The organism is Nocardioides sp. NPDC059952, assembly GCF_042730435.1.
GTDB lineage: Bacteria > Actinomycetota > Actinomycetes > Propionibacteriales > Nocardioidaceae > Nocardioides.
This window is the reverse complement of sequence record NZ_JBHWLY010000058.1, coordinates 16906-38069: the sequence shown is the minus strand read 5'-3', so window position 1 is coordinate 38069 and position 21164 is coordinate 16906. Positions and strand designations below refer to the sequence as shown.

Genomic DNA, 21164 nt, shown 5'->3' with positions numbered 1-21164 from the left:
TTTTCACCCGGTCTGGTGGGCTCGTTTTTGTGTTTAACTCCCTGCCGCCCTACTCCCCCAGACCCCCGCCGAGGGGGATCGTATTCCCGAGCCGACTCGGCGTGCTTTTGACCGGCGTTGGAATAGGGGACGTAAGGTCTTCGTTGTGGACAGTGAACGAAGTTGAGTTGAATCGGCTCAACTTGTTTGCAAGACTCGGCGGCGGCAGCCGCTGGGCGGCAGACCAACCAGTCTTCCGGGGCTTCCCGCCCCAGATGCAACACAGCCACATACACACAGCTTCAACAAGCGGAGGTAGCAAAGATGGCACGTGCCGTCGGTATCGACCTCGGGACCACCAACTCGGTCGTCTCGGTTCTGGAGGGTGGCGAGGCCACCGTCATCGCGAATGCCGAAGGCGCCCGTACGACGCCTTCCGTGGTCGCGTTCAGCAAGTCCGGTGAGGTGCTGGTCGGCGAGGTCGCCAAGCGCCAGGCCGTCACCAACGTGGACCGCACGATCCGTTCGGTCAAGCGTCACATGGGCACCGACTGGAAGGTGAACATCGACGACAAGGACTTCACGCCGCAGCAGATCAGCGCGTTCGTCCTGCAGAAGCTCAAGCGCGACGCCGAGGCCTACCTCGGCGAGACGGTGACCGACGCGGTCATCACCGTCCCGGCCTACTTCTCCGACGCTCAGCGCCAGGCCACCAAGGAGGCCGGTGAGATCGCGGGCCTCAACGTCTCCCGCATCGTCAACGAGCCCACCGCCGCCGCGCTGGCCTACGGCCTCGACAAGGGCGACGACCAGACCATCCTCGTCTTCGACCTCGGTGGCGGCACGTTCGACGTGTCCCTGCTCGAGATCGGTGAGGGTGTCGTCGAGGTCAAGGCGACCTCCGGGGACAACCACCTCGGTGGTGACGACTGGGACAACTCGATCGTCAAGTGGATGGTCGGGAAGTTCAAGGCCGCCAACGGCGTCGACCTGGCCGCCGACAAGATCGCCGCGCAGCGCCTCCAGGAGGCCGCCGAGAAGGCGAAGATCGAGCTGTCCTCGTCGCAGAACACGAGCATCCACCTGCCCTACATCACCCACGGTGAGTCCGGCCCCCTCCACTTCGAGGAGACCCTGACCCGGGCGGAGTTCCAGAAGATCACCGCCGACCTGCTCGACCGCACCAAGAAGCCGTTCGAGTCGGTCCTCAAGGACGCCGGCGTCGCGCTCAAGGACATCGACCACGTCGTCCTGGTCGGCGGCTCGACCCGCATGCCGGCCGTGACCGACCTGGTCAAGAGCCTGCTCGGTGGCAAGGAGCCCAACAAGGGCGTCAACCCCGACGAGGTCGTGGCCGTCGGTGCCGCGCTGCAGGCCGGCGTGCTGAAGGGCGAGGTCAAGGACGTACTGCTCCTCGACGTCACCCCGCTGAGCCTCGGGATCGAGACCAAGGGCGGTGTCTTCACCACCCTGATCGAGCGCAACACCACCATCCCGACCAAGCGCTCCGAGATCTTCACCACGGCTGACGACAACCAGCCGAGCGTCGAGATCAAGGTCGCGCAGGGCGAGCGCCCGATGTGGTCGGAGAACCAGCCGCTGGGCAACTTCGAGCTCACCGGCCTCCCGCCGGCGCCGCGTGGCGTGCCGAAGATCGAGGTCACCTTCGACATCGACGCCAACGGCATCGTGCACGTCTCCGCCAAGGACCAGGCTTCCGGCCGCGAGCAGTCCATGACGATCTCCGGCGGCTCCGCGCTGTCGAAGGACGACATCGACCGCATGGTCAAGGAGGCGGAGCAGTACGCCGAGGAGGACGCCAAGCGTCGCGAGTCCATCGAGATCCGCAACCAGGGTGACAGCCTCGTCTACACCACCGAGAAGTTCATCACCGACTCCGGCGACAAGGTCCCGGACGACGTGAAGACCGAGGTGCAGGCCGACCTGGACGCCCTGAAGAAGGTCCTCGAGGACACTGAGGCCGACAAGGACGCCATCCAGACCGCGATCACCAAGCTCGGTGAGTCCTCGCAGAAGATGGGTGCGGCCATGTACGCCGCGGCCGAGGCCGAGCAGTCCGCTGCCGGCGGTGCCACCGGTGCGACCGGCGAGGCCGACGACGACGTCGTCGACGCCGAGATCGTCGACGAGCCCGTCGAGGGTGAAGAGGGCGACAAGAAGTGACGAAGCGCCGCCCCGGCGGGGCGGAGGAGGTCGTCGAGGAGACGACCTCCGAGGCCCCGCCCGAGACCGACCCTGAGACAGAGGCGGGCGAGGAGTCGACCGAGGGCTCAGAGGTGGACGCTCCTGAGGGCGACGCCTCGGACTCGGACGACGCCGAGGCCGGCTCCGACGAGGACGCCTCCGACGAGGCGACCGAGGACGAGGAAGACGAGACCGAGGACGAGGCGGACGTGGTGATCGAGGACGACAGCGAGGTGGACTTCATGGCCGATGCCGCCGACGAGGTCGACAAGCGGGTCGCCGAGCTGACCACGGACCTGCAGCGTCTCCAGGCCGAGTACGTCAACTACAAGAAGCGGGTCGACCGTGATCGCGAGCTGGTCTCGCAGAACGCGACCTTCAAGGTGCTCACTCCGATCGTGGAGGTGCTCGACACCATCGACCGTGCTCGTGAGCACGGCGAGGTCGATGGCGGCTTCAAGGCCGTCGCCGACCAGCTCGAGAAGATCGTGACCAACCTGGGTCTGAAGAAGTTCGGTGAGCCGGGAGACGTCTTCGACCCCAACCGTCACGAGGCGCTCAGCCACATGGGCACCGACCCGGAGGTCGAGGAGACCTCGGTCAAGCTGGTCGCCAAGGCCGGCTACATGATCGGCGACCGGGTGGTCAGGGCCGCGCAGGTCCTGGTCGTCGACCCGGAGTGACCCGGAGTGACAACGACTGGTGGCCGAGGCTGTCGAAGCACCGATAGCCTCGGCCACCGCGAAGAAGGGAGGAGGGGCTAGGTGGCTGAGAACGACGGGATCCGGCCGGACTGGATCAACAAGGACTACTACTCCGAGCTGGGTGTCAAGAAGGACGCCTCGGGCGACGACATCAAGAAGGCCTACCGCAAGCTCGCGCGGGCCAACCACCCCGACTCCAACCCGGGCGACGACGCCAAGCACGAGAAGTTCAAGAAGGTCGCCGAGGCCTACGACGTCGTCGGCGACGCCGAGAAGCGCAAGAAGTACGACGAGGTCCGCACGCTCGGCGCCTCGGGCGGTTTCCCGGGCGGCTTCGGTGGCACGGGCGGCCGCGGCTACAACTTCGACGACCTCTTCGGTGGCGGCACCGCCCAGGGCGGTGGCCTCGGCGACATGTTCGGCGACCTCTTCGGCGGTGCCGGTGGCGCCGGCGGAGGCTTCGGTGGGCGGCGTACGACCCCGAGGGCTCGGCCGATCAAGGGTGCCGACGTCGAGACGAGCGCCACGATCGGGTTCACCGACGCGCTCGACGGCGTGACCATCTCGCTGCGGCTGACCTCGGACGCCGCCTGTCCCGACTGCAACGGCACCGGTGGCAAGCCCGGCACCAAGCCGCGGGTCTGCCCGGAGTGCGAGGGCGCCGGCTACGTCGTCAACTCCGTCGGCGGCGCGTTCTCGATGAACGAGACCTGCCCGCGCTGCGGCGGCCGCCAGCTGATCTACGACGAGGCCTGCCCGACCTGCCACGGCTCCGGCCGCGGCACCTCCGCGCGCACCATCCAGGCGCGCATCCCTGCCGGCGTCAAGGACCGTCAGCGGATCCGGCTCAAGGGCAAGGGTGCCGCCGGTGAGAACGGCGGCCCGTCCGGTGACCTCTACGTCACCGTGCACGTCACGCCCCACCGCGTCTTCGGCCGCAAGGACGACAACCTCACCATCGATGTGCCGGTCGGGTTCGACGAGCTGGCTCTCGGCGCGGAGGCCAAGCTGCCGACGCTGTCGGGATCGCCGGTGACGCTGCGGATCCCCGCGGGGACCCCCAACGGGCGTACGTTCCGGGTCCGCGGCAAGGGGTTCCGGCGCTCGGACGGCACCGTGGGTGACCTGCTCGCGACCGTCGAGGTGCAGATCCCGGCCGTGCTCGACAACGATGCCAAGGCCGCCGTCGAGGCCTATCGGGCCGCGATGGCCGGCAAGCCCCTGCGGACGTCCCTTCTCGAGGAGTCATGATGAGCGAGGGATTCGGCAGCCCGGCTCCGGATGCCGCGGTCTACGTGATCAGCGTGGCCGCGGAGCTGACCGGGCTGCACCCGCAGACGCTGCGCACCTATGAGCGGATGGGCCTGATCACCCCGGGTCGCACCGGCGGTGGCGGGCGTCGATACTCCTTCCACGACATCGAGCTGCTGCGGTCGATCGCGGACCTGACCGCTGCCGGCATCGGCATCGAGGGGGTGCGCCGCATCCTCGCTCTCGAGCAGCATGTCGACGCCCTGCGCCGACGCAACGAGGAGCTGCTGCACGAGCTGGCCGCGACCCGCGAGGCCCTCGCCCAGGCGAGGGCGGCGGCCCCCGAACCGAAGGGTCCGGCCAGCAGGCTTCCTGCGGTTCGTCAGGCGCCGCCCGGACAGGCGATCGTGGTCTGGCGGCGGCAGCACGGATAGCATGACGGGCCTGATTTCCGGGCCAGATCTGTTGGCGAGTTGTGGATTTCGGTTAAAACCGATGTTGGTGCTATGCCCGCATACTGATGAGTAAGCCGCGGGTGTCGGACCAACCCCCATATGGTCGGGGCACACGCGGCGGACCCGGTGGAGCCGACCCGAGACGGACCCACCGGGTCCTTCCAATTTCGGTGGATGGTGGGAAGTGGCGCCCGGTGCGAGCGTCGCCCTGGACCAACCCGCGGTGATCAGGCAGGATCTGAGGTGACGCCCGCGCCCGGCGCGGGCGATCTCTCTCCCGGGATTGGTGACTCGCGGCGCGTCTCGGCGCCGGTCGGTGTGGTTCCGGAGGAGTTTCACCGACGGAAGTTCAAGGGGTCCCGTGTCCAGCGTCGTCGACGTGCTCTCCGGGTGGGAGATCGACTGGTTCGAGTTCTGGTCGATCCCGATCTTCACCGCCGTGATCGGCTGGCTGATCAACTGGTCGGGGCTGTGGATGCTCTTCTCCCCGATCCATTTCCACGGGGTCACCGTGCCGGGGCTCAAGCAGATCGCGGGCTCGCTGCCGCGCAAGGTCCAGGAGATCCCGGGCATCCTGCGCGGCGGGCTCGGCTGGCAGGGGATCGTGCCGGCACGGGCCGCGAAGATGGGCTCGATCGCCGTCGACCGGGCGTTGTCCCAGATGGCGACTGCCCGCGACTTCTACGAGCAGCTCGAGCCGGACAAGATCGCCGCCCACATCGTCGACGTCTTCCGTCCCGAGATCCCTCTGCTCGTCGACGAGATCATGTGGCGTGAGCATCCCCGGTTCTGGCGCGATCTGCCGCGCCCGCTGCGTACGGTCGTGATCCAGCGGGTCCAGGACCGGCTCCCCGAGGTCGTCGGTGACGTGACCGTCGAGATCGGCAACCACATCGACCAGCTCTTCGACCCGAAGCTCATGGTGATCGAGAACTTCGAGAAGGACCCCTCGATCATCGTGCGGATCTTCAAGGACTTCGGTGCCCGCGAGCTGCGGATGATGGTCGTCTTCGGGGCGATCTTCGGGTTCCTGCTCGGCATCCCGGTCGCGGTCGTCGACCAGGCCTTCCACATCTGGTGGCTGCTGCCGATCCTCGGCGTGCTGGTCGGGTGGACGACCAACCTGCTCGGCATGCTGCTCATCTTCGAGCCCGCCGAGCCCAGGCGGATCGGCCCGTTCAGGATCCAGGCGCTCTTCGCCCGGCGACAGTGGCAGGCCTCCGACGTCTACGGCAAGCACATCGCCCAGGACGTGATCACCCTCGAGCGGATCGGCGACCATCTCCTCAACGGGCCGTCGGGTGACCGGACCCGCCAGATGCTGGCCGCGGCCCTCGAGCCGGCGGTCGACGCCGCGGTCGGGCCGGCCTACGGTGCGGTCCGGGTCGCGGTCGGGACCAGGAGGTTCGACGCGATCCGGACCTCGGTCGCCGAGCAGGCCGTCGACTACACCCTCACCCCGCTGCGCGACGCCGCCTTCAGCCAGCAGCAGTCGTGCAACATCCGCCGGCTGATCGCCGACCGGTGCAGGGCGCTGCCCCCGAGGACCTTCGTTGAGATGATGAGAGCCGCGATCAAGGAGGACGAGTGGCTGCTCTACGCCCACGGGGCGATCATGGGGCTGGCGGGCGGGTTCCTGCACGTCGCCGTCTTCGAATGGTGGAACGTGCTGTGAGCGCCCTCCACATCAACACCGAGCCGGCGGCCCTGCGGCCACCCCCGATCGAGCCGCCCGAAGAGCTCGCCGAGGGCCGGGAGGGGATGCACCGCATGCCCACGCCGGCCCCGAGCGGCGGTCTCGTCGACGATGCGATGGCGGCCCTCCCGGGCCTGCTCAGGATCTCCGCGGTCACGGTCGCGCACACCGCGGGCTGGGGGCTGAGGACGTACGTCCGCGGGGTGGGGCGGGTCGCGAAGGCGGTCGTCGACCCTGACGAGGCGGTGCGGCTCACCGAGGACGTGGCGACCAACGCCCGGCAGGTGACCGCTCTCGCGAAGCGGGTGGCCACGGGCAACCCGGTCACCGGTCTGCTGGAACGGTTCGCGCTGCCGGCGGCCGAGAGCGCGAGGGCCGCGATGGAGGGCCGTGCCGCGCGGGTCAACGGCGTCGCCCCGGGCACGGAGCCCGACCGGCTGCGGCGGACCGGCGAGGAGCTGCTGCGCCGATCGCGCGACGTATGGGACGAGAACGAGCGCCATCCGGCCTTCGTCAGCATCCTCAACGAGCTGGCCCCCGACGAGGCGCGCATCCTGGTGCTGATGCTCAAGGACGGCCCGCAGCCGGCCGTCGACGTGGTCGAGGGTGGTCTGATCGGCCACCTGCGCGGGGCGCGGATGATCGCCCGGGGTCTGACCATGATCGGAGCGCAGGCCAGCGTGCGCTATCCGTCGCTGGTGCCGCAATACCTCAACAACCTGACCCGGCTCGGTCTGGTCTGGCAGTCCGAGGAGCCGGTCAGCGAGCTGATCCGCTATCAGGTGGTCGAGGCGCAACCCGACGTACTCCAGGCCCTTCATGCCAAGGGCGGTGCCCGGATCAAGCGGCGCTCGATCCACCTGACCCCGTTCGGCCGGGACTTCGCCCGGGCGTGCTTCGCCGACGTCGAGGATCTCGACCGGCTGCCGAGCCACGGGGTTCCGCCCGGCGCGGCGGGTGAAGCCTCAGCCGAATAGCAGACGCTTCGGGGTGTGTGCGTTCGCCTGTGGGTAGGGTACGCATACTGACGGTCTGGAACTCTGGCGGAAGGAGCTCGGATGTCGCCGGAGTGGCAGGACTCGCTGGTCAGCTGGTTCGAGGACTGGGCAGCCCACGTCCACTGGCTCTCGCTGATCACCATCCCGATCTTCACCGGGGTGATCGGCTGGCTGATCAACTGGTCGGGCCTCTACATGCTCTTCTCCCCGCTCTCGTTCAAGGGGTTCCGGGTGCCGGGCCTGCGCGAGCTGACCAGGGTGCTGCCGCACAAGCTGCAGGAGGTCCCGGGCTTCGCCCAGGGCGGGCTCGGCTGGCAGGGCATCATCCCCGCCCGGGCCGCGAAGATGGGCTCGATCGCCGTCGACAAGGCGATCGCCAAGCTCGGCACGCCGAGCGACTTCTACCAGCAGCTCGGTCCCTCGGAGATCGCCACGCACATCGTGGAGACCTTCCGTCCGGAGGTGCCCGAGCTCGTCGACCAGATCATGATGCGCGAGCACCCGCGGCTCTGGCGCGACCTGCCGCAGGCGGTCAAGGATGCGATCGCCGTCCGGGTGCAGGCTCAGCTGCCCTCGATCGTCCACAAGGTCACCGACGACATCGGCATCCACATCGACCAGCTGCTCGACCCGAAGCTGATGGTCATCGACCACTTCCGCAAGAACCCCGCCCTGGTGGTCAGGATCTTCCGCGACTTCGGCCAGCGCGAGCTCAACCTGATGGTCGCCTTCGGGTTCATCTTCGGCTTCCTGCTCGGCATCCCGGTGGCGCTGGTCGACCAGACCTTCCACGTGTGGTGGCTGCTTCCCGTCCTCGGCGTGGTCGTCGGCTGGGTGACCAACCTGCTCGGCATGTGGCTGATCTTCGAGCCCGCGGAGCCGCGGCGCATCCTGGGGATCAAGGTCCAGGGCCTCTTCCCGCGCCGCCAGGAGCAGGCCGCTGAGGTCTACGCCGACATCATCGCCACCGACGTGATCACGCTCGAGCGCATCGGCGACTTCCTGCTCGACGGCCCCCGCGGCGACGCCACCCGCAAGCTGCTGATCAACGCCCTGAAGCCCGCGGTGGACAAAGCGGCCGGGCCCTACCGGGGCGCTGTACGGATAGCGCTCGGCTCGGAGCGGTTCGACCGGATCAGCACCTCGGTGGCCAACGAGGCGGCGGACCGTACGCTGGTGCCGTTCCGCGATCCCGGCTTCAGCCGTCACCAGGCGGACAAGATCCGTGACCTGGTCGCGCGGCGCACCAAGGAGCTTCCACCCGGCGACTTCGTGGACATGATGAGGTCAGCGATCAAGGAGGACGAATGGATGCTCTACGCCCATGGCGCGATCATGGGACTCGCAGGCGGCTTCCTGCACCTTCTAATCTTTCCGACATGAGCCTCTTGGGCAAGGTCCTTCCGACCGCCTCCGCCGTGGCCGGCACCGCTCCCGGTCTGGCGAGGGTGGCTGCGGGGGCTGCCTGGCACACCGCCGGGTGGGGGCTGCGCACCTCCGGCCGCGCCGGGATCCGGGTCGCCCGGGCGATGGTCGACCAGGACGTACGCGTGGGGTTGGTGCGGGAGACGGCCGAGGCCGTGGGCATCGTCGCCGGCACCGCGGCCCGGATCATCCTGCCCGGCTCTCACCAGGTGATGGAGCTCTCCGATGCCGACTACGAGGCCGCCGGCCGCGATGTCGTGCTCGCCCGCACGCGAGAGGCCGAGGCGTCCGAGGACTCCCTGCCGGTGCTGCGCCGACGGGGAGCCGAGCTGCTCGACCGGTCCCGCGACGTCTGGGCCGATGAGCAGGGGCACCCGGCGTACGCCCGGATCCTCGACGAGCTCGCGCCCGACGAGGCGCGGATGCTGCTCTACCTGCTCCAGGCCGGGCCGCAGCCCTCGGTCGACATTCGCACCGGTGGGCCGGCAGGCCTCGTCGGCAGCACCATGATCGCGCCGGGTCTCAACATGATCGCCGGGCGCAGCGGTGTGCGCTATCCGGACCGGGTCCCGGCCTATCTCAACAACCTGTTCCGGCTCGGGCTGGTGTGGTTCTCCAAGGAGCCGCTGCCCGACCCGTTGGAGTACCAGGTCCTCGAGGCCCAGCCCGACGTGCTCGAGGCGCTGCATTCGGTGAAGTTCGCCAAGATCGTGCGCCGCTCGGTCCACCTGACGCCGTTCGGCGAGGCCTTCGGTCGCACCACGCTGGTGGATGAGGGCTCGGCCGAGTCGGTCTACCCGGAGCACCAGGCTCCGGTCACCGGCGGGGCGGACCTGCCGAAGGCGTAGGGACCGCCTCGGCGAGCTTCGTGAACTCGGGGTCGACGGTCTGCGGTGACACGTCCGCGTCGCGTTCGAGCATGATCCCGGGGAGCCGGCGCCCGGCGTACGCCTCGACCGCGGTCGTGAGCAGCGACAGCACCGGCGTCGGCATCGGGTGGGCGTGGGTGTCGATGTAGAGGCCATCGCGCTCGGTGCCGCCGGCGACGTGCATGTAGGCGACCGCGTCGAGCGGGAAGCGGGCCAGGTCGGCGACGGGGTCGGAGCCGCGGGCGACCGCGGAGGCGTAGAGGTTGGCGACATCGAGGACGAGGCGGACCCCGGTGCGTTCGACGAGCTCGGTGAGGAAGTCGGGCTCGCTGATGGTGTCCTCGGGCCAGGTGAAGGTGGCAGCGATGTTCTCGACCGCGAGCGGCACCGGCAGCTGATCCTGCGCGATCCGGACGTTGTCGACCAGCACGTCGAGCGAGTCGGCCGTGCGCGGTGGCGGCAGCAGGTGGCCCGCCTCCAGGACGTCGCCGTGGAGCGGGTCCGGGGAGTCGCTCGCCCGGACGAAAGCGACGTGCTCGGAGACGAACGGGCTGTCCAGGGCCTCGGCGAGCTCGGCCAGCCGGGTGAGGCGGTCCGCCGCCGGGCGGTCGGCGCCGGCCAGGCCGAGGGTGACCCCGTGGGCGATGACGGGGACGCCGAGATCCAGGACAGCCTGCGGGACCTGCGCCGGCGCGGTGTTCTCCGCGACCACCTCGGTGAACCCGAGCCGGCCGGAGGCGGCGTACGTCTGGAGGAGCTCGGCGATCGCGGGGCGCCAAGCCACGGCGATGCCGGAGACCGAGGGATTCACAGGATGAAGTGTGGCGGATCGAACGCGGCCGGTGTGGGGCCTTCCGGTATCGTGAACACCTGTTCTCCGATCTTTCAGCAACCCTCGCCGGTCCTGGCTCGAGGCCCGGGTAGGAGCCCCCATCTTGGCCCGCAAAGTCGTTCGTTCCCTGCCCTTCCATCGCGTCGTGATGCGGTTCGCGGCTCTCATCGGCGTCGCCGCGGCGACGGGGCTGGTCGCCTCGGGGATGGCGATCCCGTTCGTCCACCTGACCGGTGTCGCGGCCAAGTCCGGCGCCGAGGCGATGGATGAGCTGCCCCTCGACATCGACATGGGCGAGCTGTCGCAGACGACGCGCATCCTGGACGTTCACGGCAAGGTGATCACCACCCTCTACGACCAGAACCGGTCCTACAAGGCGCTCGACCAGATCTCGCCCAACATGCCGAAGGCGCTGCTCGCGATCGAGGACAGCCGCTACTACGAGCACGGGGCGATGGACCTCAAGGGCACGCTGCGGGCGCTGCTGCGCAACTCGGCCTCCGAGTCGGGTTCGGTGCAGGGTGGCTCGTCGATCACCCAGCAGCTGGTCAAGACGACCCTCGTCTACGGGGCCGACACCGACGAGGAGCGGGCCGCGGCGACCGAGAAGTCCACGGCCCGCAAGATCCGCGAGCTCCGCTATGCGATCTGGCTCGAGGAGAACCACGACAAGGACTGGATCCTCGAGCGCTACCTCAACGCCGCCTACTTCGGTGACTCCGCCTACGGGGTCCAGGCGGCCGCGAAGCACTACTTCGGCGTCGACGCCGCCGACCTGACCTGGGGGCAGGCCTCGATGCTGGCCGGGATGGTGAAGAACCCGACCGGCTACGACCCCACCGACTACCCCGATGCCACGGTGGCCCGCCGCAACCTGGTGCTCGAGCGGCTGGTCCAGGTCGGCGACCTGCCGCGGGCCGACGCCGAGAAGCTCAAGGAGAGCGAGCTCGGCCTCCACGTCCAGGACAGTCGCAACGGTTGCTTCGGCTCCTCGGCCGAGTTCTTCTGCGACTACGCGCTGCAGTGGCTGCTCGCCGACAAGTCGCTGGGCGAGACCGAGGCCGAGCGCTGGCGGCTGCTGCAGACCGGCGGCCTGACCATCAGGACCACCCTGGACGCCAGCTTCCAGAAGGCGGCGCAGAAGTCGGTGAGCCGTCGCGTCTCGCCGACCGACAACGCGGTCGGTGCCCTGGCGATGGTCGAGCCCGGCACCGGCAACGTCAAGGCGCTGGCGCAGTCGCGGCCGATGGGGGAGAACCGGAAGAAGGGGGAGTCCTACCTGAACTACCTGGTGCCGAAGGAGTACGGCGACGCCAACGGCTTCCAGGCAGGCTCGACGTTCAAGGTCTTCGTCGGCGCCGCGGCGATCGAGAAGGGCTTCCCGCTCCGGCAGGAGATCCCCTCGCCGGCCAAGAGGACGTTCAACCAGGGGTCCTTCGCCAACTGCCCCGGAGAGGGCAAGTTCAGCCCCAACCCCTACCCGGTCGGCAACTCGACCACCTCGGGCAACAAGAACCTCTACACCGGCACCCGCGAGTCGGTGAACACCTTCTACGTCCGGCTCGAGCAGTTCACCGGCGTCTGCGCCCCCTACACGCTCGCGAAGAAGATGGGCGTCAGCCTGACCGATCCCGCCCACGAGCGGGTGCCCTCCTTCACCCTCGGTCCGGTCGACGTCAGCCCGTTGGAGATGGCCGAGGCGTACGCGACCTTCGGTGCCCGCGGCAAGCACTGCGACTCGCGCCCGGTGACCGAGATCGTCGGACCTGACGGGAAGACGATGAAGGAGTACGCGGCCTCGTGCGAGCAGGTGATGCGTACGGGCACGGCTGATGCGATGAACGACATCCTCCGCGGCGTGCTGCAGCCGGGCGGGTTCGGGCAGAAGCTCGCGCTGAGCGTGCCGTCGGCAGGCAAGACCGGGACCACCAACAGCAACCGCGCGGTGTGGTTCAACGGCTACACGCCCAAGCTCGCGACCGCCTCGATGATCGCCGGTGCGAACTACGAGGGGAAGTGGGTCACCCTCAACGGGCAGCGCCTGCGCGGCGGCTACGTCGCCTCGGCGTCGGGCTCGACCGTCGCCGGCCCGATGTGGGCCGACGCGATGCGGGCGATCGACGGCAAGCTCGGCTCCGCGGGCTTCGTACGTCCCGGAGCCAGCGTCGTCAACGGCAAGGGCGTCAAGATCCCGAAGGTCGAGGGGCTCTCGGTCGCCAAGGCCACCGCCCGGCTCAAGGCGGCCGGGTTCAAGCCGGTCGTCGGCAAGCGAGTGAAGTCGCGCTGGAAGGCCGGCACCGTGGTCGGCACGGTTCCCGGCAGTCGCGCGATCAAGGGCGCGACGGTCGAGATGCTCGTGTCGAAGTGGCGCGGGTAGCGCGGCGGCGGATGCTCACCGAGGTACCTCGGTCGATGCGCACTGACTTCGTGGAGTTCCACGAAGTAGGCGACCGCTGACCGAGTTACCTCGGTGAACGTTCAGGCGGCCGCGCGCACCTGAGCAGCCTCGACGGCATCCCGGAAGGCGCGGGTGACGTAGTCGGGGACGGGGAGGCCGCGGTCGCGGGCCCAGAGGAGCTCCTGCTCGACCCGTGCCACGTCGGCGGCCAGGTCACGGCCCTCGTGGTCGACGCCGAGCGTCTCCATGACGTCGCCGAAGTCGGCCAGCTGGCTCACGTTGTTGACCCCGACGGGAGCGAAGGAGATCCGGCGCAAGCGTCGGACCAGCCACTTCTGCCAGGCTGCGAGCGTGGCCCAGTGGGCGCGGGCGGAGAGCTGGTAGAACGCGTAGTGGCCGGGCTCCTGGCGCTTGATCGGCGCGATCACGGTGTCGGCGACGGCGTGCTCGCCGGTCTCGATGACCCCGTCGTGGAGCAGGTTGTAGGCGATCACCGCGGAGCGCTCGGTGGCCATGCCGGTCAGGTAGTAGAGCATCCGGCAGACGTCCTGGAACGGCTCCAGGTGAGCCAGCAGACCGAGCACCTTCAGCTTCAGGCTGACGTGGTCGAGGTCGGTGGTCGCCGGCGGGCGCCCCAGGACCTGCTGGAGCCGGTCGAGGATCAGCCCGTGCTGGATCTCCTGCGGCTGCCACACCTCGGCGTAGAACTGTTTGTCGACCTCGGGTGGGTTGGGGAGCATGGTGGAGATCTCGAGTACGTTGCGGTCGACCTCGAGCTCGACCCGCGCCATGTAGTCGAGGACATGGCCGAAGCGGGCACCGAAGCCCACCGGGTCGTTCACGGTGAAGTCGACCGAGTCCATCGGGATCGGTGGGTGCTCCTCGCCCAGGCGCGCGACGTGAGCAACGAGACGGTCGGTATCGGTCGGCATCGAGGCGGCTCCCAGTGGGGTGTCAGCAGCGTCTCCAGTCTGCCCGCACTGCGTGGCCTTGTAACGCGATTTAGCCAAACCGAGAGGTGTTGCCCTCGACACTTTTCGCACGGCGGCACGACCAGCGGGCGAGCTACTCGGTAGCGGCGGGTGTCTCGGTCGGTGTCTCGGTGGGCGTCGGGTCCTCGGTGGGTGTTTCCGTCGGTGTCTCGGTCGGTGTCTCGGTCGGTGTCTCGGTCGGTGTCTCGGTGGGTGTCTCGGTCGGGGTCTCCGTAGGCGTTTCCGTGGGGGTCTCGGTCGGCGTCTCGGTCGGTGTCTCGGTGGGGGAGCCGGTCGGTTCCGGGTCCGAGGTGGGCGACGGGACGACGGACCCGCCATCGCCGGGGGAGGGCGAGGGGGAGGAGGGCGTGGTCGAGCCGCCGCTGGGCGTACCGGTGCCCGTCCCGCCCGTGGAGGAGCCACGCCGGGGCGGCTGGGCGCTGGGCGAGGCGCCGGAGAGCGGCTCGAGGTCGGAGGCGGAGGTGACCGGGATCTGGGCGGCGGGCAGGACGACTCCGGCGGGTGCCTCGAAGGTCCCCGACCGATAGCCGGACGCGATCTGCAGGACCGCCGAGACGTACGCCTCGCTGTGGTTGTAGCGCAGCACCGCCGAGCGCTGCCCGGCCTCGGTGGACAGGTCGGCGGATCCGGAGCACAGGTAGACCGCGGCGGCGAGCGCGGCGTCGTCGACGTCCTGCGGGTCGCGGCGACCGTCGCCGTCGGCGTCGACCCCGACGTCGGACCATGTCGACGGGATGAACTGCATCGGCCCGACCGCGCGGTCGTAGACGAGGTCGCGGTCGTAGGTGCCGCCGTCGGTGTCCAGGATGTGTGCGGTCCCGGCGGCCCCGGTGAGAGGTACGCCGAAGATCCCGGGCGTCGCGACCCCGGAGGCGGACAGCGTGTTACCCCCGGCCCGGCCGTGGTCGGACTCGACCCGCCCGATCGCGGCGATCAGTGACCAGTCGAGATGACAGCCCGGGTCGGCGTCGGCCAGCACCGTCGCAGCCCGCTGGTAGGCGGAGAGCGCGGTCTCGGGGATGACGCCGGCGGCCGCCTCGGCGGCGAACCCGGCAGGCTTTGCCGCAAGGGTGGGGCTGACCTTGGGGATGGGCTTGACCGCGGAGACGCTCACCGGCGGCAGCAGCTCCTGGGTCGGCACCTCGACCGGCACCTGACCCACGCTGGCCGTGGCGTCGACGGGCCGGCCCTCCTGGATCGCATGGATCGTCCAGGCGGCGGTCACGGCGGCGACGGGCAGCGCGGCAGCCTTGAACAGCAGACCGGGTCGTGGGGTCATCCTCGGTCACATCCTCGGGTCGGGCGGGTGGTGGATCGATGTCACCGATCCAGCCATCATGTGAGCCCCGCCACAACGAGCTGCGCGCGATCCGGGCCGAGAATCCCCGAAACTACTCACGCACGTGACAAGTTTCCTGACCTCGTCACGGGGATCGCCCCGGCCACCACCGCCGTGACCAGGCTGAGCAGCGCGAACCCGGCCGCGAGCACGACCGAGCCGGCGCCGAGGACCACCGCCACCGCCCCGACCACCGCCGGCACCAGCGCGACCGGCCCGGCCCAGCGACGACCGACGACGAGCCCGCGCGCGAGCGAGATCAGCTCGGCGACGCGCCGGACGTCGAGATCCGTCAGCCGTACGCCGGAGCTCCCGCCCACGGCCAGGTCGGCCGCCGCCTGGGCCTCGGCGTCCTCCGGGCGAGAGCTCACGAAGGCCACCACCCGCCCCTGCTCCTGCAGTTCGGCGACGAGCCGCTCGCGTTTCTCGGGGGCGATCTCGGGATGCCATCGTTCGATCCCGCAGATCTCGGCCATGTGCTCGGTCTCGCGGTCGGTGTCGTCGGAGACCAGCACCGGGGTCACCCCAGCGGACGTCAGCCGTGACACCGACGCCCCGGCGTCCTTGCGCGGCTCGTCGCCGACCACGAGATAGCCCAGCGGCCGCCCGTCGAGCTCGACCCCGAGGACGGTGCCGCGCTCGGTGCGGTCGGCCATGCCGACCCAGGAGGGCCGACCGACGCGTACGGGATGCCGGTCGACCGACCCCCGCACCCCCGATCCGGGAACGAGACGGAAGTCGGTGACCCTGCCGCGCGGCGAGAGCCGGGCGACCGCGCGGGCGAGCGGGCCCTCGGCCTCGTGCTCCAGCGCCCCCGCGAACCAGCGCAGGTTGCGCAGGTGGTCGGGATCGAGCGGGTCGACGGTGGTCACCACGAGTCGACCGGTGGTCACCGTCCCCCAGCGGTCGAGCACCACCGTGTCGACCCGGGCAGCGACCGCCCACGAGGACCGGGGCACCGACTCGATCCCGCGCCGGCGACCGGACCAGCCCGCGACGACGTGCGGGAACACCGAGCCGAGGATGTACGAAGCGACCGCACCCGCCACGAGGACGAACATCTCCATGAGCGATCCCGGATCAGCCGGTCTGCTGCTGGTAGCGGTCGAAGTCGCTCTGGTCGCCGGCGACCCACAGCGGCACGCTCGCCTTCAGGAGCAGCAGGAGCTGGGTCACGAACTCGGGATCGCGCAGGGACTCCCCGAAGAGCTCGTTGATCCGCTTCCACCGGTAGCGGATGGTCTGCGGGTGCACGCCGAGGACCGCCGCGATCGCCGGCGCGCTCTCCCGGGTCTCGAGCCAGACCAGCAGGGTCTCGGTGAGGATCTCGCGGGAGTTGGCCGACTCGGCCAGCAGCGGTTCGAGCAGCTCCTGGGCGAGCTGGCGGCGCATCACCGGCTCGGCGTGCAGCCAGATCTCGGTGCGATACGCGAGGCAGTCGATGACCGGCTTGGCCGGGATCACCCGGGCGTTGACCAGCGCCAGGGCGCGGTTGGCCCAGCGCCAGGCGGCGGGTACGTCCTCGGGTGGCACCGGCCAGCAGATCGAGACCCGTGCCTTCGGTGCCGCGGCCCGGACCTGCTTGGTCACCGTCTCGGCGTCGTGAGGTGGGCACATCACCACCTGGGTCGGCTCGCGGCGACGGGTGAGGGCGGTGGCGGAGAGAGCGTCGGAGAGGATCCGCTCCCCGTCACGCAGCTCGACCGCCATCACGGTCACCTTCTCCGGCAGCGCCCAGTCGCCCAGCGCCGCCTGCACCTCGATCTCGTCGGCGGAGGCCCCCGACAGCATCCGGTCGATCAGCCGGGCCCGGGCGACGTCGTTGTCCTGGTCGCGAGCCTCGGTGCCGGCCTCGAAGCCCTTGCCGACCTGCGAGGTCAGGTGCTCGACGTACGTCGTCATCATCTCGTTGAGCGCGTTCAGCGCCGCGGCGGAGAGCTCGTTCTCGACCGCCCGGCGGCGCAGCTCGTCCCAGAGCTCGGTGGTGGCCATGTGGATGCCCTGGTCGACGATGGCCCGGTCCTGGCCCAGCGCGGCGACCTTGAAGCCGACCTTGCGGAAGTGGTCGTCGATCGCGAGATAGGGCGCCGAACGCCCCAGACCCAGGTCGATGAAGTGCGACATCGCGCCGTGCACGGCGGTGAAGATGAGCTCCTCGAAGCCCTCGGTCTCGGCCGGCAGCCCCTCGCGCAGGTGGCCGGTGATCTTGCGCGCGATCGGCCGCACCTCGCCCTCGAGGCTCTTCAGCATCCACACGGCGGAACCGGGAAGTCCGGGGGACTGGTGGGTCTGCGTCATCTCGTGCTCCGTCGCACGTCAAACTCCTTCGTCCAACATGCCCGAGAAGGTATCGACCACCATGGCACGTCTTTGCTTGGCGTGCCCCCGGAATTCGGTACGTCTGTGCCGTCGGGTGGCCGGATGGGCAGAGTCCGCCGGGGGCCGTGTGGCCACCCGGCGGACTCGGGGAGGGAGAGCTCAGCCGCGACGCGGGTTGGTGAGGTTGAGCTCGATGGTGTTCCCGTCGCCGGGGACGAGGGCGTTGACCAGCCAGGTGTTGAGGCCGCAGTTCTGGAAGTCGCCGATCGAGTACGTCCCGGTGAGGCGGCCGCCGGTGAAGACCCCGAACCGCTCACCCTCGGGCGTGGCCACGGGGATGGCCACCGGCTCGACGGTGCGGCAGAACGGGCCGGAGAAGGTCGGGAAGCCCACGACCTTGATGTTGGTGAGACGTACGTTGTAGTAGGAGGTGGCCTCGACATAGCTGCCGCCGCCTTCGGGATGGGGCGTGAGCGTGCCGGTGGTGGGGGCGGCCTCCTCGAAGGAGACGTCGGCGCTCATCGGGATGAACCCCACCGCCTTGAACTCGGTGCTGGCGCCGGGGAGCGCCAGCGAGCCGGTGAACGCGCCGGTCGTGGTCTCCAGCGTGGTGTCCAGGACGGCCGGGCCGACGGGGATCTGCGACCCGGTCGAGGCGACGACGGTGGTGCCGTTGGCGTCGTAGAGGATGTCGAGAGGTGCGGCGTGGGCGGGTGCGGCCGTGGCGACGGCGAGCAGCGTGGCCGCGGCCGGGACGGCGAGCAGACCGAGCCGGCGCTTCATGAGTGTCGAGAGAGACATGACGGGGCTCCTTCGGGATGGTGAACATGTGCCACATGACGACGGTGCGCCCATCGGACGCACCGTCATCGATCGTTGATTCAGCTGAGGTTGATCGCGCCGTCGGGGGAGGTGATGGCGTAGGTTCCGGAGAAGCTGGCGGCCTCGCCGACGGTGATGGTGCCCAGGCAGTCTCCGGCGACGCTCGTGACCGTGAGGCTGCTATCAGCGCCGGTTTCAGCGATGACGAGCCTCTGGGTGGCCTCGTTGAAGCTCCCGTCCACGTTTCCGCCGACCGTGAAGTCGCACAGCCCGGTGCCGGACGAGTCGGCGACGTGGGCGCTGACACCGGCGATCTTGCCGGCGATCACGTCGGTCGAGCCCGCGGTGGCCGAGCCCGTCGGGTTGAGGGACCAGGAACCACTGTGGGTGACCGTGAGCGGGGTGCCGAACTGCTCGGTGCATCCGCTCCACCCGGTGGACGCGATGGTGGCGACCGTGGTCAGCCCGGTTCCGCTCTGCACGGTCCCGGATGCGCTGGCCGACGTGCAGCTCATTGCGTTCAACGTCGTCGCGAAGTTGATCCCGCCCACCGAGGCTGCGGTGAACGGATGGCTCCCGGCGGTCGAGCTCCCGCCGACGGAGACGGTGTACGGGGGCGCGGCGCTTGCCATCGCCGGGGTCGCAAGGGTGAGCGCGGCTGCCGCCGCCCCCACGAGAAAGATCTTCTTAGCCATCGAACGATGTCCCTTCGGATCAGAGGAGACCAGTTGTCCCCGCTTGGTCCATTCATCCCCCGGGGTGGGGCCGGCTGTCGACGGCCAACGGCGCGAATGGGCGAGATCGGGCCTCAGGATGTCGCGCACGCGACATCGTCCTGTCCGTCTGACGCCGGAGTTGTCATGGCGATGACAAAACGTGTGGCCCTCTGAAACGAACTTGCTGAACCAGGTTGCGGCGCGATCAGGGCAGGATCATCGTCATTGCATGCGGCGAACAAGGAGACACGTCATGGCGGCGGCCACGCTGGCCGTGGTCGCCTTCATCATGCTCGGCACTGGCAGCAGCAGTGCCGACGAAGGGCCCTATCCTGGGCTGCCCGCACCTGAGGTCCATCCGCCGCCGGTCCAGCACCGCACGTGGGGCGGGGCTCCGATGGCGTCTGCCGCGAAGGCCGAACGCGCCCGACAGTGGCTCCGAACACCCCTGATGACCTCCGCGTTCGACTACTACCTCGGGCCCGCGGACAACCCGGACCCGTCGCGCTATCGCAGTTGCAGCCTCGCCGGCGCGAACGTGTATCTCGTCGCGGAGGTGGGGGCGCCGCACAACTACGGAATCAGCCGCGAGATGACCGTTCGTACCGTTGCGTTCGGCACGATTCCGGTCGAGGCGACAGTACGACTGGAGCAGGTTCGCGATGACGATGGCCTGCCAAGGCCGATCAACATCGAGAGCCTGACCTGCAACCCCGACGGAGGAACCGAGGTGCCTGACAACGAGATCAACACCGAGCTTTACACGCGGATCACCTCACTCGTTGTCGACGGTGTCGCGATGCGCCTTTCAGACACCTGCCGCACCACAGTGCCAGGCAAGATGCAGCTGCACGGAAATGGATACTGGTACGGCACGGTCGATGGTGAGAATGTCCCCTCGCCGCCGCTACCGTTCTGGGAGAACGGGCACTTCAACCTCAGCACCGGTGGCGACCTGACCGGCACGATCGACGTGCCTGGCTTCAGTGGATGCGTCACAGCCGACGGCGACGATCTCTCCGCGCTGCTCACCGCCACTGTCTCAGGGAAAGACAATCCTCTCCGCACCTACCAGGGAAGTGCTTTCAGTTGCACGAGGAAGAACCCTGTTGTCGGAGGGAAGAATCTGCCGCCCGGTCCAGGCCAGGCGACGGTTGAGTCGGTGCCGTGCAACGCCGGGAACGCAGCGAACCCCTTGATCCCGCCGGTACCGGAGATCCCCGAGGGCGACCGGTGACGACGCTCGATCGTCACCACCGGCCGCCACGCCGGTGTGGCATCAGCTGATGTTCAGCGGGCCGTCTGGGATGCTGAGGGATAGGGAGACCTGAAGGTCAACCGGGTCACCTTGCGCGAACATGCCGAGGCAGTTGCCAGAGACATTCTCTACGGAGAGACTGCCGTCGAAGCCTGCCTCGACGAACGCGAGGCGTTGCGTGGTCTCATCGAAGATCGCATCCGCGCTGCCGGTGAACCAGAAGTCGCACAGGCCGGTGCCAGAGCTGTCGACGATGTGGAAACTGACGTTGGAGACTGTGCCGGAGAGTGTGTCGGTCTGTGCGGCAGTCGCTGTCGGGTCTTGGCTGGTGAACCTCCACTCTCCGACCTGGGTGAAGTCCAGTGGTGTGCCGAACTGCTCGGTGCATCCGGCCCAGGTGCTGGCCTCGATGGTGAAGGGGTGGTCCGCGGGGGTATTGCCCGTGTAGTTCCCGCTCATCGAGGTTCCGCTGTGTGCCTGTCCCATCCCACTGATGTAGGTGCAGTTCCCCGCGGCGAGCGGCGTGGAGAAGTTGATGCCGCCGACGGACGCGGCGCTGAAGGCGTGGTCGCCCACTACCGTGCTGCCGCCGACGGCGACGTCGTACGGCGGCGCGGCCTGGGCTGCGGCGGGCGTGACGAGGATGAGGCTGGCTGCTGCTGCGCCGATCACCGGAAGCTTCTTCATGGGTGGTGCCCTTTCGGGTGGATGAGATCGAGCTCCCTTCATCTCGCAGGTCGACGCTCATTTCCATGGGGTGACGGCCGAGACCGGCAGATCGGCCGCGGGGGGGGGGGGGGCGGCCGCGGACCCGGGGGGCGGTTTGATTTGTGTGTTTTATAGATGTGTTAGGGAGATGAGGGAGGGGGGTGAGACCCGCAGGACTAGGGCGGGGTTGAGAGATTG

At 69.1% G+C, this 21164-nt stretch carries 18 protein-coding genes; 10 read left to right on the top strand and 8 right to left on the bottom strand.

Annotated features, from left to right (window positions below; genetic code table 11):
* Positions 1-303: 303 nt before the first annotated feature.
* The 8 genes from dnaK (at position 304) to ACFV9G_RS22150 (ending at position 9561) form a co-directional block, all read left to right on the top strand.
* Positions 304-2163 carry a molecular chaperone DnaK gene (gene dnaK / locus ACFV9G_RS22185; protein WP_378729945.1) on the top strand — a complete coding sequence of 620 codons (1860 nt, stop codon included), beginning with the start codon at positions 304-306 and terminating at the stop codon, positions 2161-2163.
* Entirely contained in the window at positions 2160-2867 is a 708-nt protein-coding gene (gene grpE, locus ACFV9G_RS22180) for a nucleotide exchange factor GrpE (protein ID WP_378729943.1), read from the top strand. The genes dnaK and grpE overlap by 4 nt, the downstream gene beginning before the upstream one ends.
* Before the next feature lie 81 nt (positions 2868-2948).
* The gene (locus ACFV9G_RS22175) at positions 2949-4139 is read left to right on the top strand and encodes a DnaJ C-terminal domain-containing protein (protein ID WP_378729941.1); all 1191 of its coding nucleotides are present in this window, start codon (positions 2949-2951) and stop codon (positions 4137-4139) included.
* Positions 4139-4573, top strand: coding sequence for a heat shock protein transcriptional repressor HspR (locus tag ACFV9G_RS22170; protein WP_378729939.1), 435 nt, complete (start codon positions 4139-4141; stop codon positions 4571-4573). Before ACFV9G_RS22175 ends, ACFV9G_RS22170 begins: the two co-directional genes overlap by 1 nt.
* Positions 4574-4955: 382 nt before the next feature.
* Positions 4956-6269, top strand: a complete 1314-nt coding sequence (locus tag ACFV9G_RS22165; RefSeq protein ID WP_378729937.1) for a hypothetical protein — start codon at positions 4956-4958, stop codon at positions 6267-6269.
* On the top strand, positions 6266-7267 hold the full coding sequence (locus ACFV9G_RS22160) for an Abi-alpha family protein (protein WP_378729935.1): 1002 nt from the start codon (positions 6266-6268) through the stop codon (positions 7265-7267). The genes ACFV9G_RS22165 and ACFV9G_RS22160 overlap by 4 nt, the downstream gene beginning before the upstream one ends.
* Positions 7268-7348: 81 nt before the next feature.
* Positions 7349-8671, top strand: coding sequence for a hypothetical protein (locus tag ACFV9G_RS22155; protein ID WP_378729933.1), 1323 nt, complete (start codon positions 7349-7351; stop codon positions 8669-8671).
* Positions 8668-9561 (top strand): Abi-alpha family protein, encoded by an 894-nt coding sequence (locus tag ACFV9G_RS22150; protein ID WP_378729931.1) that lies wholly within the window; start codon positions 8668-8670, stop codon positions 9559-9561. Before ACFV9G_RS22155 ends, ACFV9G_RS22150 begins: the two co-directional genes overlap by 4 nt.
* Here the strand turns inward: ACFV9G_RS22150 and ACFV9G_RS22145 are convergent.
* Complete coding sequence (locus ACFV9G_RS22145; protein ID WP_378729929.1) at positions 9530-10393, bottom strand: DUF692 family multinuclear iron-containing protein; 864 nt, start codon at positions 10391-10393, stop codon at positions 9530-9532. The genes ACFV9G_RS22150 and ACFV9G_RS22145 overlap by 32 nt on opposite strands.
* Positions 10394-10517: 124 nt before the next feature.
* On the opposite strand from ACFV9G_RS22145, the gene ACFV9G_RS22140 reads away from it, so the two are divergent.
* Entirely contained in the window at positions 10518-12791 is a 2274-nt protein-coding gene (locus tag ACFV9G_RS22140; protein WP_378729927.1) for a transglycosylase domain-containing protein, read from the top strand.
* A gap of 101 nt (positions 12792-12892) precedes the next feature.
* Here ACFV9G_RS22140 and ACFV9G_RS22135 read toward each other — a convergent pair whose 3' ends face one another.
* The 6 genes from ACFV9G_RS22135 to ACFV9G_RS22110 all read right to left on the bottom strand — a co-directional run bounded on the left by ACFV9G_RS22135 (position 12893) and on the right by ACFV9G_RS22110 (position 18979).
* Positions 12893-13744, bottom strand: coding sequence for a GTP-binding protein LepA (locus ACFV9G_RS22135; RefSeq protein ID WP_378729925.1), 852 nt, complete (start codon positions 13742-13744; stop codon positions 12893-12895).
* Between the two features lie 133 nt (positions 13745-13877).
* Positions 13878-15083 (bottom strand): lytic transglycosylase domain-containing protein, encoded by a 1206-nt coding sequence (locus tag ACFV9G_RS22130; RefSeq protein WP_378729923.1) that lies wholly within the window; start codon positions 15081-15083, stop codon positions 13878-13880.
* Positions 15084-15199: 116 nt separating this feature from the next.
* Positions 15200-16210 carry an HAD family hydrolase gene (locus ACFV9G_RS22125; protein WP_378729921.1) on the bottom strand — a complete coding sequence of 337 codons (1011 nt, stop codon included), beginning with the start codon at positions 16208-16210 and terminating at the stop codon, positions 15200-15202.
* A gap of 13 nt (positions 16211-16223) precedes the next feature.
* The gene (locus ACFV9G_RS22120) at positions 16224-17441 is read right to left on the bottom strand and encodes a PucR family transcriptional regulator (RefSeq protein WP_378729919.1); all 1218 of its coding nucleotides are present in this window, start codon (positions 17439-17441) and stop codon (positions 16224-16226) included.
* A 180-nt stretch (positions 17442-17621) separates the two neighbouring features.
* Complete coding sequence (locus ACFV9G_RS22115) at positions 17622-18263, bottom strand: hypothetical protein (protein ID WP_378729917.1); 642 nt, start codon at positions 18261-18263, stop codon at positions 17622-17624.
* Between the two features lie 80 nt (positions 18264-18343).
* A complete protein-coding gene (locus ACFV9G_RS22110; RefSeq protein ID WP_378729915.1) occupies positions 18344-18979 on the bottom strand; it encodes a hypothetical protein in 636 nt (211 codons plus the stop codon).
* A gap of 274 nt (positions 18980-19253) precedes the next feature.
* Here ACFV9G_RS22110 and ACFV9G_RS22105 point away from each other — a divergent pair, with 274 nt between their 5' ends.
* Positions 19254-20237 carry a hypothetical protein gene (locus ACFV9G_RS22105; RefSeq protein WP_378729913.1) on the top strand — a complete coding sequence of 328 codons (984 nt, stop codon included), beginning with the start codon at positions 19254-19256 and terminating at the stop codon, positions 20235-20237.
* 42 nt (positions 20238-20279) lie between these two features.
* On the opposite strand, the gene ACFV9G_RS22100 is transcribed toward ACFV9G_RS22105, so the two are convergent.
* Complete coding sequence (locus tag ACFV9G_RS22100; protein ID WP_378729911.1) at positions 20280-20945, bottom strand: hypothetical protein; 666 nt, start codon at positions 20943-20945, stop codon at positions 20280-20282.
* Between the last annotated feature and the right edge of the window lie 219 nt (positions 20946-21164).

Excerpts from the sequence above, each read along its gene's own strand:
- ACFV9G_RS22130 (WP_378729923.1), bottom strand. The coding sequence starts at position 15,083 with ATGACCCCACGACCCGGTCTGCTGTTCAAGGCTGCCGCGCTGCCCGTC.
- ACFV9G_RS22150 (WP_378729931.1), top strand. The coding sequence starts at position 8,668 with ATGAGCCTCTTGGGCAAGGTCCTTCCGACCGCCTCCGCCGTGGCCGGC.
- ACFV9G_RS22115 (WP_378729917.1), bottom strand. The coding sequence starts at position 18,263 with ATGTCTCTCTCGACACTCATGAAGCGCCGGCTCGGTCTGCTCGCCGTC.
- ACFV9G_RS22135 (WP_378729925.1), bottom strand. The coding sequence starts at position 13,744 with ATGCCGACCGATACCGACCGTCTCGTTGCTCACGTCGCGCGCCTGGGC.
- ACFV9G_RS22110 (WP_378729915.1), bottom strand. The coding sequence starts at position 18,979 with ATGGCTAAGAAGATCTTTCTCGTGGGGGCGGCGGCAGCCGCGCTCACC.
- ACFV9G_RS22105 (WP_378729913.1), top strand. The coding sequence starts at position 19,254 with ATGGCGGCGGCCACGCTGGCCGTGGTCGCCTTCATCATGCTCGGCACT.
- ACFV9G_RS22120 (WP_378729919.1), bottom strand. The coding sequence starts at position 17,441 with ATGACGCAGACCCACCAGTCCCCCGGACTTCCCGGTTCCGCCGTGTGG.
- ACFV9G_RS22170 (WP_378729939.1), top strand. The coding sequence starts at position 4,139 with ATGAGCGAGGGATTCGGCAGCCCGGCTCCGGATGCCGCGGTCTACGTG.
- dnaK (WP_378729945.1), top strand. The coding sequence starts at position 304 with ATGGCACGTGCCGTCGGTATCGACCTCGGGACCACCAACTCGGTCGTC.
- ACFV9G_RS22125 (WP_378729921.1), bottom strand. The coding sequence starts at position 16,210 with ATGGAGATGTTCGTCCTCGTGGCGGGTGCGGTCGCTTCGTACATCCTC.
- ACFV9G_RS22100 (WP_378729911.1), bottom strand. The coding sequence starts at position 20,945 with ATGAAGAAGCTTCCGGTGATCGGCGCAGCAGCAGCCAGCCTCATCCTC.
- ACFV9G_RS22155 (WP_378729933.1), top strand. The coding sequence starts at position 7,349 with ATGTCGCCGGAGTGGCAGGACTCGCTGGTCAGCTGGTTCGAGGACTGG.